Origin of the sequence: Paraburkholderia flava (genome assembly GCF_004359985.1) — a bacterium.
GTDB lineage: Bacteria > Pseudomonadota > Gammaproteobacteria > Burkholderiales > Burkholderiaceae > Paraburkholderia > Paraburkholderia flava.
The window spans coordinates 642,306-656,933 of record NZ_SMRO01000001.1 but is presented as its reverse complement, the minus strand read 5'-3'; the positions used below and the strand labels follow the sequence as shown (position 1 = coordinate 656,933).

General features: G+C 61.6%; 12 protein-coding genes. 6 read left to right on the top strand and 6 right to left on the bottom strand.

The window, feature by feature from the left end; genetic code table 11:
• Window positions 1-86: 86 nt before the first annotated feature.
• Genes E1748_RS02865 through E1748_RS02855 form a run of 3 tightly spaced genes read left to right on the top strand, consistent with a single transcriptional unit; the run spans window position 87 to window position 3,970 of the window.
• Complete coding sequence (locus tag E1748_RS02865) at window positions 87-1,532, top strand: amino acid permease (RefSeq protein ID WP_240766469.1); 1,446 nt, start codon at window positions 87-89, stop codon at window positions 1,530-1,532.
• Window positions 1,532-2,764: an NAD(P)/FAD-dependent oxidoreductase gene (locus tag E1748_RS02860; protein ID WP_133645636.1), complete on the top strand. Its 1,233-nt coding sequence runs from the start codon at window positions 1,532-1,534 to the stop codon at window positions 2,762-2,764. Before E1748_RS02865 ends, E1748_RS02860 begins: the two co-directional genes overlap by 1 nt.
• A 60-nt stretch (window positions 2,765-2,824) precedes the next feature.
• On the top strand, window positions 2,825-3,970 hold the full coding sequence (locus E1748_RS02855; protein ID WP_133645635.1) for a branched-chain amino acid ABC transporter substrate-binding protein: 1,146 nt from the start codon (window positions 2,825-2,827) through the stop codon (window positions 3,968-3,970).
• A gap of 110 nt (window positions 3,971-4,080) precedes the next feature.
• Here the strand turns inward: E1748_RS02855 and map are convergent, their stop codons facing one another.
• Together map and E1748_RS02845 are read right to left on the bottom strand one after the other, a co-directional pair.
• Window positions 4,081-4,848 (bottom strand): type I methionyl aminopeptidase, encoded by a 768-nt coding sequence (map, locus tag E1748_RS02850; RefSeq protein WP_133645634.1) that lies wholly within the window; start codon window positions 4,846-4,848, stop codon window positions 4,081-4,083.
• Complete coding sequence (locus E1748_RS02845) at window positions 4,845-5,057, bottom strand: ParD-like family protein (protein ID WP_133645633.1); 213 nt, start codon at window positions 5,055-5,057, stop codon at window positions 4,845-4,847. The genes map and E1748_RS02845 overlap by 4 nt, the downstream gene beginning before the upstream one ends.
• A gap of 228 nt (window positions 5,058-5,285) precedes the next feature.
• Between E1748_RS02845 and E1748_RS02840 the strand changes: the two genes are divergently transcribed.
• Entirely contained in the window at window positions 5,286-5,513 is a 228-nt protein-coding gene (locus tag E1748_RS02840; RefSeq protein ID WP_133645632.1) for a hypothetical protein, read from the top strand.
• Between the two features lie 558 nt (window positions 5,514-6,071).
• Here the strand turns inward: E1748_RS02840 and E1748_RS02830 are convergent.
• Window positions 6,072-7,232 carry an acyltransferase family protein gene (locus E1748_RS02830; RefSeq protein WP_133645631.1) on the bottom strand — a complete coding sequence of 387 codons (1,161 nt, stop codon included), beginning with the start codon at window positions 7,230-7,232 and terminating at the stop codon, window positions 6,072-6,074.
• Window positions 7,233-7,374: 142 nt separating this feature from the next.
• On the opposite strand from E1748_RS02830, the gene E1748_RS02825 reads away from it, so the two are divergent.
• Window positions 7,375-8,280, top strand: coding sequence for a LysR family transcriptional regulator (locus tag E1748_RS02825; RefSeq protein ID WP_133645630.1), 906 nt, complete (start codon window positions 7,375-7,377; stop codon window positions 8,278-8,280).
• 25 nt (window positions 8,281-8,305) lie between these two features.
• Here E1748_RS02825 and E1748_RS02820 read toward each other — a convergent pair whose 3' ends face one another.
• The 3 genes from E1748_RS02820 to E1748_RS02810 all read right to left on the bottom strand — a co-directional run bounded on the left by E1748_RS02820 (window position 8,306) and on the right by E1748_RS02810 (window position 13,342).
• Window positions 8,306-9,490 carry a porin gene (locus tag E1748_RS02820; RefSeq protein WP_133645629.1) on the bottom strand — a complete coding sequence of 395 codons (1,185 nt, stop codon included), beginning with the start codon at window positions 9,488-9,490 and terminating at the stop codon, window positions 8,306-8,308.
• A 99-nt stretch (window positions 9,491-9,589) separates the two neighbouring features.
• Window positions 9,590-12,031: a glycoside hydrolase family 31 protein gene (locus E1748_RS02815; protein WP_133645628.1), complete on the bottom strand. Its 2,442-nt coding sequence runs from the start codon at window positions 12,029-12,031 to the stop codon at window positions 9,590-9,592.
• 24 nt (window positions 12,032-12,055) lie between these two features.
• Window positions 12,056-13,342, bottom strand: coding sequence for an MFS transporter (locus tag E1748_RS02810; protein WP_240766270.1), 1,287 nt, complete (start codon window positions 13,340-13,342; stop codon window positions 12,056-12,058).
• A 478-nt stretch (window positions 13,343-13,820) separates the two neighbouring features.
• On the opposite strand from E1748_RS02810, the gene dkgB reads away from it, so the two are divergent.
• Entirely contained in the window at window positions 13,821-14,624 is an 804-nt protein-coding gene (gene dkgB / locus E1748_RS02805) for a 2,5-didehydrogluconate reductase DkgB (RefSeq protein WP_133645626.1), read from the top strand.
• Window positions 14,625-14,628 lie beyond the last annotated feature (4 nt).

Genomic DNA, 14,628 nt, shown 5'->3' with positions numbered 1-14,628 from the left:
AAGTTTTGTGTGAGCATGATTGGGTGGTTTTGTTCGGCGACCTGGCCGACGCAACACGCACTGTAGTACATGAGGAGATGCTCGTGATGGATCCGCAGTCTGCTATCGATTCAAATTCCGCTCCCCGCCACCTCGGCCACTCGCTGCGCAAGCGCCACGTGACGATGATTTCGCTCGGCGGCATCATCGGCGCGGGGCTCTTCGTCGGCAGCAGCGCGACGATCAGCGCGATGGGACCTGCCGCATGCCTGAGCTATCTGCTCGCCGGCATCGTCGTGCTGTTCGTGATGCGCATGCTCGGCGAGATGGCGCTCGCGAATCCGGGCGTCGGCTCGTTCACCGAATTCACGCGCATCGGTCTCGGCAACTGGGCCGGTTTTACGAACGGCTGGCTCTACTGGTATTTCTGGGTCATCGTCGTCGCGGTGGAGGCGGTGGCGGGCGCGGGCATTCTGCAGCGCTGGATTCCGGCACCGGTATGGGTGATCGGCCTCGTGCTGCTGTCGGTGCTGACTGCTGTGAACCTGCTGTCGGTGAAGTCGTACGGTGAATTCGAGTACTGGTTCGCGTCGATCAAGGTCGCTGCGATCATCGTGTTCATTGTGGTCGGCGTGAGCTATCTGTTCGGCTTCAGCTCGTGGCATCAGACGGTCGATCATCTGACCGGCAATCGCGGTTTCCTGCCGTTCGGTGCGATGTCGATATTCGCCGGTGTGCCGACGGTGATTTTCGCGGTGGGCGGCGCGGAGATCGCGACCATCGCCGCGGCCGAATCCGACGACCCGGGCCGCAACGTCGCGTCGATGACGCGCTCGGTGATCCTGCGCGTGATCACGTTCTACGTCGGCTCGATTTTCGTGATCGCGTGCGTCGTGCCGTGGGCGCAGATCAAGGTCGGCTACTCCCCGTTCGTCGCCGCACTCGAGACGATGCACATCCCCGGTGCCGCCGACATGATGAACGCAGTCGTGCTGGTCGCTGTTTTGTCTGCGCTAAATTCGGGCCTCTACGTATCGTCGCGGATCATGTTCCGGCTCGCCGAACGCGGCGACGCACCGCGTGCGCTGCTCGCGCTGTCGCCGAACCTGGTGCCGCGTCTCGCGGTGCTCGCCAGCAGCGTGGTCGGCTATGTCGCGATCGTCGCGGCGATCGTGTCGCCGCAGGGTGTGTTTCTCTATCTCGTGAATGCGTCGGGCGCGATTATGCTCTTCGTGTACCTGTCGATCGCGGTGTCGCAGATCGTCATTCGCCGTCGCCTGGAAGCAAGCGAGCCGCAGCGTCTGACGCTGAAAATGTGGCTGTTTCCGTGGCTCTCGTATGCCGTGGTCGCGGCGATCGCGGGCGTGCTGATTGCGATGGGCTTCGATCGATCGCTCGCCAGCCAGCTGCTGGCGAGTCTCGGCAGCGTCGCGGTGGTGTCGCTTGCGTTCCTGTTGACGCGGCACTCGCGAGCGCGTGCCGCGAAGCCGTCGCAGACGCCGACGAACATGCGCCGGCACTTCGACGAACCCGCCACGCACTGGAAGAAATAATGGCCGACGTCGCTGTCATCGGTGCAGGGTTTGTCGGATTGTCCTGCGCGCACTGGCTACTCCGCGAAGGACACAGCGTCACCGTGTTCGACCCGCAGGGCCCGGGCGAGGGCGCGTCGTACGGCAACGCCGGCACGTTCGCGAACTATGCGTGCATTCCGGTCAACAACCCGGACGTGTTCCGCAATCTGCCGCGCTTCCTGTTCTCGCCGACCAGCCCGCTGCGCATCCGCTGGCGTTATCTGCCGACGCTCGCACCATGGCTCGTGCGCTTTCTGTTGAGCGCGACGCCGCGACGCTACGAGCACAGTGCCGCTTCGCTGGCGGCGCTGCTGTCGCGCGCGTTCGAAGGCTACCGCGAGATGCTGGAGATGGACGCGCTGTCGGACTTCGTGCGCGAACGCGAATGCCTGTACCTGTACTCGAATGAATCGTCGTTTGAAGCGGCACAGCCTTCGCTTGCGCTGCGCCGCTCGCTCGGCGTGCGGTACGACACGCTCGATCGCGAGCGCATCCAGTCACTCGAACCGAATCTCGCGCCGATTTTCGCGCACGGGACACTGTTTTCCGGCAGCTGGTTTCTGAGCGATCCACGTGCGTTTCTGCAGGCACTGCATGCATCGATGACGCGTCGCGGCATGTATCACGAGCGCGTCGCGATCGATCGCATCGAGCCGACGCAAAACGGTGTGCGACTCGTCGATCACACCGGCCGCACATTCGACGCGGCCCGCACGATTGTCTGCGCCGGCGCGCTATCGAAACAGTTCGCGCGCCAGTGCGGCGACGCGGTGCCGCTCGATACCGAGCGTGGCTATCACGTGCGCTTCCCCGGCACGTCCGACCTGATCTCGCGACCGTGCGGCTGGGCCGAACGCGGCTTCTACATGACGCCGATGACCGGCGGCATCCGCGCGGCGGGTACGGTCGAGCTGGGCGGCTACGGCCCCGCTCGCAACGCCGATCTGCTGAACCTGCTGACGACTTCGGCGCGCAAGGCGCTGCCGGGTCTCGCACAACCCGACAGCGACTGGCTGGGTTTCCGGCCGAGCCTGCCCGACGGCTTGCCGGTGATCGGTACATCGCGCGCGTCGTCCAATGTCATCTACGCATTCGGGCATCAGCATCTGGGCGTGACGCTGGGTGGCGTCACCGGCAGCGTCGTCGCCGATCTGGTGGCGGGCCGCGGGAGCCCGATGGATCTTGCGCCATACAGTCCACGTCGTTTTTAACCACAGCCGCTTTCAACCACAGATTCAACCACAGCAATAGCTGCTCATAGGGGAAACACCATGAACCGCCGCAACCTGGTTTTCGCACTGGCTCTCGCGGCCCTGTGCGCGCACGTGCCGTCGTATGGCGCCGATCCCGAGATCGTCAAGATCGGCTTCGTTGGGCCGCTCACCGGCCCAGTGGCGCGCGTCGGCAAGGATCTGGAATACGGCGCGCAGCTCGCGATCGACGAGGAAAACGCGCGCAATCCGACGATCGGCGGCAAGCCCGTCAAGTTCGTGCTCGACGTGCAGGACGACCAGGCCGATCCGCGCGTGGCGATCCAGGTCGCGCAGAAGCTGCTGGATGATGGTGTGGTCGGCGTGATTGGCCATTACAACTCGGGCTGCAGCATTCCGGCGTCGGCGGTTTATCACAACGCGAACGTCGCGATGATCACGCCGGGATCGACCAATCCCGCGCTCACGCAGCAGGGCTTTGCGAACGTGTTCCGCACGATGGGCAACGACGGCATCGGCGGCGTGATCGCCGGGCGCTTCGCGGTCCAGCAGTTGAAGGCGAAGCGCATCGGCATCATCGACGACCGCACCGCCTTCGGCCAGGGGCTCGCGGACGCGTTTGCGAAGGGCGCGAAGGAGGCCAACGGCAACGTCGTGGACCGTGAGTTCACCAACGACAAGGCGGTGGATTTTCGCGCGATCCTGACCACGTTGAAGCAGAAGAACGTCGACGTGATTTTCTTCGGCGGCCTGGACGAGCAGGGCGCGATGCTCGTCAAGCAGATGCGTTCGCTCGGCATGCAGACGATGCTGTTCGGCGCGGGCGCGTTGAAGAGCAATGCGTTCCTGCAGATCGCGGGTAGCTCGGGCGAGGGCACCCAGGATCTGGAGCCGGGCCCGGCACTCGACAAGCTGCCGTCGGCGGTGGAGTTCGCGAAGCGCTATAAAGCGCGCTTTAACCAGGACGTCGAACTGTATGCGCCTTTTGCGTACGATGCCGCGCTCGCGATGATCAAGGCGATCCACGAAGCGAACTCGATCGATCGCGCGAAGATCGTTGCTGTGCTGCCGAAGGTGACGGTCACCGGTGTGACGGGCAAGATCGAGTTCGATCCGCATGGCGATCTGATCAAGCCGCCTTATACGCTGTTCCAGGTGCAGCAGGGGCAGTGGAAGAGTTTAAGGACGGTGGGGGGAAATGTTTGAGGGTGCGGGTTTTGCGAAACAACTAGCAGCGTGCGCGGGTACTGCTTTGGCAGTGCCGGCACGCTGTGTTCTTTTGGGGCTGGGGACTTAGACGATCCCATTCCCCGAGATCAGTTGGGCACCCGTTCCCCAGATCGCAACGTCAAAACCTGCACACCGTTTCGGGTCACAGCCACAGTGTGCTCAAACTGCGCCGACAGTTGCCCATCGCGCGTGACCACCGTCCAGCCATCTTCTTCGGTTCGAACGGAGTGTCGCCCTTGATTGATCATGGGTTCGATGGTGAACACCATGCCTTCCTGCAACACCAGGCCCGTCCGCGGTTTTCCCCAATGCAGCACCTGCGGATCCTCGTGCATTTCACGCCCGATGCCATGCCCGCAATATTCCCTGACGACCGAATAGCCGTTTCTGCGCGCGTGCCGCTCAATGGCATGGCCGATATCGCCAAGTCTCGCGCCGGGGCGAACGGCCTTGATCCCTTTCCACATCGCTTCGTAGGTCACCTGCACGAGCCGTTTCGCCAATGGAGACACCTCTCCCACGAGATAGGTCTTGCTGGAGTCCGCGATGTAGCCATTCTTCTCGAGCGTGATGTCGAAATTGACGATGTCGCCGCTTTGAAGAATGTCGGTCGTCGACGGAACGCCGTGACAGACAACCTGGTTGCGTGACGCGTTAAGCGCATAGGCGTAGCCGTACTGACCTTTGCTTGCCGGGCGCGCGTCGAGTTCGTTGACGATGAGGTCATCGACCAGATCGTTGACCTGCATGGTAGACATGCCGATCAGACTCATTTGATCCAGATAGCCAAATACATCCGCCAGCAACTGACCCGACTCCGCCATCAACGCGATTTCTTCGGGTCGCTTGGTCATGTCAATGCGACCTTGGCGGCTTGCACCACGACGCCCGCGGCTCTCAGTTCACGCGTCGCTATTTCATTGAAACTCAGTGTCGGACTCATTTCGCACAGCATGCCGACCTTGATCCAGAAGGCCGCTTGCGCGTTGATCGACCTGCATGACACGGAGCTTGCCTTCCGTACCTGATCGTGCAGATCGTCGTCGATATTCACGATGCCCACGCTTCTCTCCATATATATGCGATGTATACGAATCATATATTTAAATCATCAGACATGACAAGGGCTTTACGATTGGACGTGCGCGTGCGGGTCGAGCGTGCGACGTGACGACCGGCTTTGTATCTTCGGATTCAACCGGTTTCAGATGCTCGCCATCGTGGGTCACGTCATTCACAATCGACGCACAGGTGTACATTCCGCAGTACAACGAGCTACCTCTCTCGACACATGACCTCAAAGCGCGCTAAGTCTCGTCTGGCCGGCGAACTCGGTCGCTTTGTGCAGCAATATGCCCGCAAGGCTCAAGCGTGGGAGCCGAACGACCGGCAATACGATCACAAGCTCGAAAGAAAAATGAAGCGGCTTTCGGCGGTGGATTTATCAAATCTGCTTACGGGTGCGGAGGAGGATGCTAGTGACCAGACGCCCGTCGAGAGCAGGCCGGATAGCAAGTGAACCCATTGTCGGTAGGCAAGCGAGTAGCGGCGTAGACTTGAAGCGCGCAGTTGGCGAGAGGCTGCCTGGACAAATCACGCAGACATGCACGACCGTTAATGCCCGCTGCGAGTTCGGCAATGGAGGCGATCATGGTCCGGGTAATTTGCACATTCCTTTGGCTTGCGGTTTTGTCCGGGGTCGGCATCAACGCGTTGGCCGATCCCATCCGAATCGAGTCGGGCACCTATCGCGCGAATTGTGGTGCCCGTCCAGTCAATTCCACGCGTGAGCTGTCACTGCGCTGCAATTCCGTCGATACCTGCCGTTACCCGGTTGTCCTTCCGGCAGTGTTGCATACGCCACATGCGTGTAAAACCGATTTCGTTGCCGAATGGTCTTGCGGGCCGGGCGAGTTTCATCGAGCGGTAGTCAGAGCCGCCGCAGACAACGAAGGGACGCTCATGCTGACGTGTGTGCCGTCCACCGGTGCGGGCAAATAACCGAGGGCAACGTGGTCGTCAGTGCGGGGCGAATGACGAGCGTCGGGTCGAGAACAACGATTCGTTGTTCCGCTCGTCACAGTATCGATGCGAGCTTGGGCAGTCGAAGCAAAATTCCGGCAATCAGATAACAAAAGACGCAGGCGAAGCTGCCGGTTATAGCGAACTTCAGTAACGGTGCCGCTGCTACGTTTCGCCATGCGAGCGCGACAGCAACCAGTACCGGAGGATGCACGATATAGATCGTGTAGGCGCGTCGCGATAGCGGTTGCCACACGCCCTTTAGCTTATCGAAGCGGTCCTGAAAAATCTTTGCGAGAAACAGTATCGTTCCCCACGCGACGAACGGCTCCCAGAACGCGTAGAGCACCGAGAGCGGGCGCCCGCGTAATGCAGGAAAGTACGCACCGAGAAAGTAAACGAGCGGCAATACCGGTATCGTCAGCAACGCGACGCGCCACCATATGCGGACTTGCCGTTCCGGCAGATGTTCGATCCAACGCACGCGGGATGCGCGGCAGCCCGCTACGTAAAGCACGACATAGCTCGCAAAGTATCCCAGTTGAAGACCCCATACATTGATCCCGACAGGCCACCTGGACCGCAATGCGAGTGCCGCGAGACCCGTGAGTAGCGCCGCGCCGACCAGCGTCACGTGGGAAGGAAACAGCTTGCGTCCGGATCGGTCCAGCTGGTCATGAGCGGGGTGCGAGAATGCGGCACTCCAGAGCGCAGCGACCACACTGAAGATCAGCAAAGCCTGGGCGAACCACATGGGTCCGTTTTCGAAGATCGCATGTCTCCACAGGTAGACCAACGTGCTCGCGAATGTATGCCCATGACCTGTCTGCGCCAACGCTATGGTTGCGGGTCCGATCAGCCACCCGTATACGAGCAAAGGCACTCCGAGTCGAAGGAACCGGTCGGCCAGAAAGTGGCGCGGTCCTTTGCGGTCGATTGACCGTGGGGTGTAGTAGCCCGCGAGGAAAAAGAACAAACCCATGAAGAACGCCTGGTTGATCGTGCAGAAGAGCACCAGCGTCACGGATTCCAGAGATTTGCCCGGCGTTATTTCGTGGTAGTACCACCCACCGATCGCGCCGTACGTAATGGCGCAGTGATGAAATACAACGAGCAATGTCAGGCAAGCCCGCAGCGCGTCCAGACCGGCATTGCGATGCGTCATCGTATTGATCGACGGGTTTGCGAGGTCCATTGAAGCGTATTGAGTACTCATTGCACGTCCCGATCGGGTTGGCCTGCTGAGTCATGCCGATCGTGAAAAATACGCTTTCGTTCTTACAGGCTGCTAACCCGACGCAAACCCCACCGCCGCACCTGTGTAGACTGCACTCATCGCCCCCGCCCCCCAACACCCCATGAAAGCCCACTCCGACGAACTAAAAGTCTTCGTCACCGTCATCGAGTCCGGTTCGCTGACGGCCGCGTCACAGGAACTGAATCTCGCACCGTCGGCAGTGAGCCGTACGTTGTCGAAGCTCGAAGAAAAGCTCGGCACGACGTTGCTGAACCGCACCACGCGAAGGATGAAGCTCACCGAAGAGGGCGAGTTCTTTCTGGAAAACGCACGCAGCATCCTGCGGCAGATGGACGATCTCGAAGAGCGGCTAGCCGCGCGTCAGCATCGGCCGGAGGGACGGCTGCGCGTGAACGCGGCGACGCCGTTCATGTTGCACGCGGTCGTGCCGCACGTCGGCGCGTTTCGCGAACAGTATCCTGGCATCGAGTTGCAGTTGAATACCAGCGAACTGAACATCGATCTGCTCGCGCAGAGTACCGACATCGCGATCCGCATCGGTACGCTGAGCGATTCGACGTTGCACGCACGCTCGCTCGGTTCGAGCCGGCTGAACTTGCTGGCGAGTCGAGCGTATCTCGATGCAAACGGAACCCCCGCATCGATCGACGATCTGCAGCGTCACGCACTGCTCGGCTTCACCGAACCCGAGAGTCTGAACGCATGGCCGCTGAAGCATCCGGACAGCGAAGGCTTCGTCGTTCAACCGACGCTCGCCGCATCGAGCGGCGAGACGCTGCGTCAGCTGGCGCTGGCCGGGCAGGGCATCGCCTGTCTCGCGAGTTTCATGACCGCGCATGACATCGCGGCTGGTCGGCTCGTGAAGGTGATGCCGGAACTCACGCGCGTGCGTCGTCAGCCGGTGCACGCGGTGTACTACAAGAATTCGCAGCTCGCGCTGCGAATCCAGTGCTTTCTCGATTTCATGCAAGAGCGCCTGAAAAGCACGCTGGGCGACGCGGACTAAAGCACTGAGTCCACGTCACACGCGATCAGAACGCGTGACGTATCCCCACCATCCCGACAAACTGCGACGGCCCCGACGACGGCGTCGTGTTCTGCGAATCGCCGACCACCGCGACCGAATCCGCAATCGACACCCCCGACCCCGACGCGATCAGCGACTTCCCGCGCGCCAGCTGATACGCCTCAAGCGCATACAGGGTCGTGCGCTTCGACAGGCTGTAAGTCTGTTCGAGCGAAATCTGGTGATACCGCGCCGGATCGTCGATACCGTTGGCCTGGCTCGCGCGCGTGTAGCTGTAGCCGATGCCGGCGATCACGTCCGGTGTGAAACGGTACGTCGCGATCGCGCCGTACGTGTTGAACACCGCTTCGCTCGTGAACAGCGAGTGCGAGCCGGGCGCGTACTGCACGTTCGAGTAATTCACACCGACCATCAGGTTGTTGAACGTGTAGCGCGCGGCAGCCGCGATCATTTGCGTGCTGCTCGCGGTAGCGTAGCCGTTGTTGACCGGCGAGTTGTCCGCGAAGCTGCCGAGCGACTGGCTCGTCGTGATGTCCTTCAACTTCACGTAACCGGCCGCCGCGGAAAACGACTGATAGTCGTAACGCAATGCCGCGCTAAAGTTGCTGCCGTTCGCGACGCTGCCCGGCACGCCACCCAGTCCGTATTGCGCGGCGAACGTCAGGCCGGCGATGTTCGGCGACGCATACGTAATCGAGTTGTTGAAACGCAGCGTCGTGTCGAGTCCGTCGAGGTCGCCTGGGTGCGCACCGGTTGCACCGGTCAGCACGCCGGTCGGTCCGAGCGCGCCGACCATGTTGAAGTACGGCGTGTACTGGCGGCCGAGCGTGATCGTGCCGTATTTGTCGTTGCTCAGACCCACATACGCCTGCCGGTTGAAAATGAAGCCCGCGCTGCTTTGCGCGCCGGTCAGCGAATTGAAGCCGCTTTCCAGCCGGAAAATCGCCTTCGTGCCGCCGCCGAGATCTTCCGCGCCGAGCAACCCGAACTTGCTCGCCTGCAGGTTGCCCTGGCTCAGGTAGAAGTTCGAATGACCCTTCTGATTGCTGGAGTACGTGAAGGCGTTATCGACGATACCGTACAGCGTGACGCTGCTTTGTGCCGATGCTGTCGTGGACAGTATCGCGCCTGCGAGCGGCAGGCTCGAGAGAATCACTGCACGTGTGCGGGCGCGTTTCGAGCTTTTCATTGCGTTTATCTCCATTCCTGTTGACCGCATTTGCCGCGGTCCCGTGCAACATGGTTGCCGGTTGTTGTAAATGAGCGGTTTATTCCGCCTATGTTGAATTCAATGAGCGATGCGCAGTGTCAGACGACGCCAGCCGTCCACCACCGCATCGCTAACCACCTCTCCGCTAGTACAGACAACCGCACGCGTGTCCGACGCAGGTATGTCGAGCCGAACTTCGGTCTGTCCCAACGGGCCAGGCGGCATCTGTCCTTCACGTTCGATCGAAATGCGCAGCGTGGCCGCATCGCTATCGATCGTGACGTTCCAGCGTCCCTGCACACCATCGCGCCATGCTTCCGTTTCGCCGTCGTCTTCGATACAGCCGCCGTGCGTGGTGCCGACGTCAGAGAACGGCAGCGCGATGAACGCACGTTCGTCGGCGGGTTGCGCGAAGTGCTGTTCGGCAACGTTCAGCGGGATGACATGGCCTTCGCGCAGCAGCATCACTGGACGTTCGAACGGTGCAGGCAGCGTGACCGTCTGGCCGCCGGCGAACACTTCGCCGCTCCACCACGACGCCCAGCGCGCGCCTATGGGCAGATAGACGTCGCGTTCGCTTTGTCCTTCATCGACGACCGGCGCAACGAGCAGTGCCGAACCGAGCATCATGTCGTCGCCGTCGGCGAGGCACTGCGGATCGCGCGGAAACTCGGCGAACATCGGCCGCAGCACCGGTTCGTACGAACGATGCGACTGCCACAGCAGTTCGTACAGGTACGGAATCAATCGGTAGCGCAGCTTGATGAGACCAGCGATCTGGTCAGTGACGTCGGGATGCATCCACGGTTCGTTGACGGTGCCGTCGTCGTTCCACGAATGGATGCTGAAGCGCGGCAGGAAGATGCCGAATGCGACCCAGCGTACGAGCAGTTCCGGTGCCGGTGCCGGCCCGGAAAACCCACCGATGTCGTGACCGCTGTTCGACACGCCGGACATCGCGAGGCCGAGGCCCATTTTGAGGTTGTAGCGCAGCGTTTCCCACGACGTGTAGTTGTCGCCGGACCAGGTCTGCACGTAACGATGCATGCCGACGCCGCCCGAACGCGACACAAGGAACGGCCGCGCATAAGGCGCGTGTTCGCGCTGCGCGTCACGCGACGCGCGCATCATCATCTGCGTTTGCAGCACCTTCGCCTGCTTTGCGGGGAACGGTTGACCGAAACCGTGCGCGATCGCATCGGGACTCCAGATTTCGAACTCGTTGTTGTCGTTCCACGTCGACGCGATGCCATAGCGCAGCAGGCTGTCTTTCACGCGTGCTTTCCACCAGTCGATCGTTTCTGTACGCGTGAAGTCGAGATACGCGCCGACCTCGTCCCAGAACTGCACCCATGCGGGCTCGCCGTTGCGTGTCTGGATCAGCAGGTGGTCGCGCGCGGTCTCGTCGAATGCGGGATGGTCCTGCAGCAGACACGGCTTGATGTTCGCGCACAGTCGAATGCCGTTGCGCAGGTAGTCCTGCACGAAGCCTTCGATGTCCGGAAACTTGTCGTGATTCCAGTTGAACACATAGCGCTTCGCACCGATCGACGTATAACCCGACGACAGATGGAACGAATCGCACAGGATGTCGTGTTCGCGGCAGCGCTCGATGAACTCGCTCATTCGACGTTGCGCGTCGGGGGCATCGGTGTAGCTCATCGTCGAACCCGAATAGCCGAGGCCCCACTTCGGCAGGGACGCAGGCCGACCCGTCAGCCAGGTGAAGCGGCGCACCGCGTGCAACGGCGTGTCCGGCGACGCGATGAAGTAGTAGTCCAGATCGCCATGCTCCGCGACGAAGTGCCGGTAGTGGCCGTGATAGTTGTCCAGCTCGCGGCCCATGTCGAAACGGCAGTCGGCGAGCGTGTCGTAGAAGAGGCCATAACCGGTCGACGTCTGCGGCTGCCACGTCACGTAGAACGGGATGTGCTTGTACAGCGGATCGGTAGTGCGCGCGCTGTAGCCCATCGCATCGACGTTGCGCATCTCGTAGCTTTGGTCCGCGCGATTGAGCGTGCCCGCGCGTTCGCCGAGGCCGACGTAGATCTCGTCGCGCTTGCGCTCGACGTAGTGATACACGCGCTCGTCCCACCAGCCGAAGTTGTACGCCTGGGTCGTGCGATCGTTCATGACCGGCTGCCACGTCCCATCGCTGTTGATTTCCCACGAGCAGAAGCCGCCGTCCAGCGCGACCGTCAGACGCACTTGCGTCGTTTCGACAACGAGCTTGTCCGCGTCGTGCGCGAGCTTGAACGCGACCTGCGCGAAATCGCTCACGTCGCGCCGGTCGCGGCCTTCGAGCGGCACATCGTCCGTGCCGGGCGCGATCGACCACGTGCGCGGGCCGCGCAGCTCTCCGTGAGGCAGTACGAGTACGCGGACGATGTCGTCGGCGAGTACGAACAGTTCGATGCGTGCTCCGTCAGCCGAAGACAGGACGATCCGGTTGCCGGGTTGTTCCACAACCGCAGCGGCCGCAGAAAGCGAAAAGCGCGGTCGATTCTTCAATGTAGCCATGATGTGTTTCCGGAGCCAGTCAGTTCAAGCCGTGCGGCCTGCGGGGCGATCGTCGCGCGGGTTGTTCACCGCGCCGCGCATCAGGATCACGAGCAACGTTGCGCCGATCAGATCGAACGCACCGAGCGCGCCGAACAGCGGCGTGTAGCCGATCTTGTCGGCGAGCGCGCCGACCAGCAGCGAGAAACCGAGTCCACCGATCCATGCGGCCATCCCCGCAAAACCAGCCGCTGTGCCGACTTCGCCGGGTTCGAAGACATCGGCGGCGAGCGTGTTGACGAGCGCGGAGATCATCTGATGCGCGAAGCCGCCGACGCAGAAGAGGGCGATCGCCTGATACGGCGACGCGACCAGTCCGATGCACGCAGGTCCGATCATCATGAACGCGCCGAGCACGACGCCCGCGACACGCGACCAGATCAGCGGCATGCGCAGACGCTTCATCAGGAAAGGCGATAGATAACCGCCGAACAGACCGCCCAGGTCGGCGGCGAGAAACGGCAGCCACGCGAACAGCGCGATCTGCTTGAGGTCCATGTGACGTTCGGTGGCGAGATATAGCGGAATCCAGAAGCTGAATGTCTGCCATGCGGGTTCGGCGAAGAAGCGCGCCTGCGCGATCGCCCAGAAACGCCGCGTGCCCAGCACTTCGCGGATGCGTCGCTTGTCCTGCTTGCCGGTAGCAGAGGGCGTCTGTCCTTCGACGATCGCGTTGCGTTCCTTCGCGCCGATCCGCGGATGATCGGCGGGCGAGCGATAAAACACGTACCACACGACCGCCCAGATAAAACCCAGCGCACCGGTAACCGCAAACGCGCTTTGCCAGCCGTAACGCAGCGACAGAAACACGACGAGCGGCGGCGCAAGCAGCGAACCGAGCGACGTACCGGCATTGAAGTAACCGACCGCCACCGACTTCTCGCGATTCGGAAACCACTCCGCGACGACCTTCATGCCGGCCGGAATCGCGACGGCTTCGGACAGACCCATCAGACCGCGCAGCGCGGCGAGCGACATCCAGCCGCTCGCGAGACCGTGCAGCATGCCCGTCGCCGACCACAGACACGCAAACAGCGCGAAGCCGAGACGCAGGCCGATCAGATCGATGATGAGTCCGCAGACCGGCTGCATGATCGTGTAGCCGACCTGAAACGCGCCGACGACGTACGAGTACTGCTGGGTGCTCATATGCAGCAGCGTCTTCAACTCGGGCGCCATCACGCCAAGGGCGTTGCGCGACAGGTAGTTCACGATGGTCCCGGCGCACACGAGCGCGATGATCCACCAGCGCAGACCAGCGATTGTTCTCAAGTCTGTCTCCATTCCTTTGTATGGCCGCCGGGAGGCGAGGGCGCTCCGGTATCGGCTTTGGGCGATGCGCGAATTCGAACATCTATGCGCGTTTATGGTCAGTCATCGTATCAGTTGGCGAGCGACTGAATACCAGGGAAAACCATATGTATGAACGTTAAATCCTTGATAAGGCCAGAAAAAATCCTGCACCCGCAGGGTGGTGGTCAGATGAGATGAGATGTGGAAAGGCATGACCACTACGGCTGAATGTTCTTTCGAACATCACCCTGTTCCTTTCTGCGCGAGTCACGATTCGTGAGTCCACCGCAAAATTCTTGTCCCTCGCCCCGGCTTTTTCCGTACCCGCCGAGCCTGAATAATCGAAGCCTGTTCATGTTCATCGGAGACGCGTCGTGCCACTTGACCTCGCGGTCAGTCTGCCGTCGCCCGCACTTTTTATCCGCAAGCCGTTTTCACTTTCTGAGGGGTTAAACACATGAAGCTGCCATCGTTCGGTATGGGGACGTTCCGCCTGAAGGGCGACGTCGTGAAGCAATCGGTGCGCGACGGTCTTGCCGTCGGCTATCGCGCGATCGATACCGCGCAGATCTACGGCAACGAGGCCGAGGTTGGACAGGCGATCGAGGAGAGCGGCGTCGCACGCGATGAACTCTTTCTGACGACGAAGATCTGGATCGACAACCTGTCGCGCGACAAGCTCGTGCCGAGCCTGCGCGACAGCCTCGCGAAGCTGCGCACCGACCACGTCGACCTGACGCTGGTTCACTGGCCGTCACCTGGCGATGCGGTGCCGGTGCGCGAATTCATGAGCGCGCTTGCCGATGCGAAAGCGCTGGGCCTTACACGGCAGATCGGCGTGTCGAACTTCACGATCGATCTGATGACGCGCGCCATTGACGCGGTCGGCGCCGACGCGATCGCGACCAACCAGGTCGAACTGCATCCGTATCTGCAGAACCGCAAGGTGGTGGATTTCGCGCAGCGTCACGGCATCGACGTGACGTCGTACATGACGCTCGCGTATGGCAAGGTGTTGACGGATCCGGCGATCGTGCGCATCGCACAGCGACACGATGCGACGCCGGCGCAGGTCGTGCTCGCGTGGGCGTTGCAACTGGGTTATGCGGTGATTCCGTCGTCGACGAAGCGAGCGAATCTGGAAAGCAATCTCGTCGCACGCACGCTTACGTTGAGCGATGCGGACCTCGCGGAGATTGCCGCGCTGGATCGCGGCGAACGGTTGACGAGTCCGGACGGGCTGGCGCCGGCCTGGGATTAAGGGC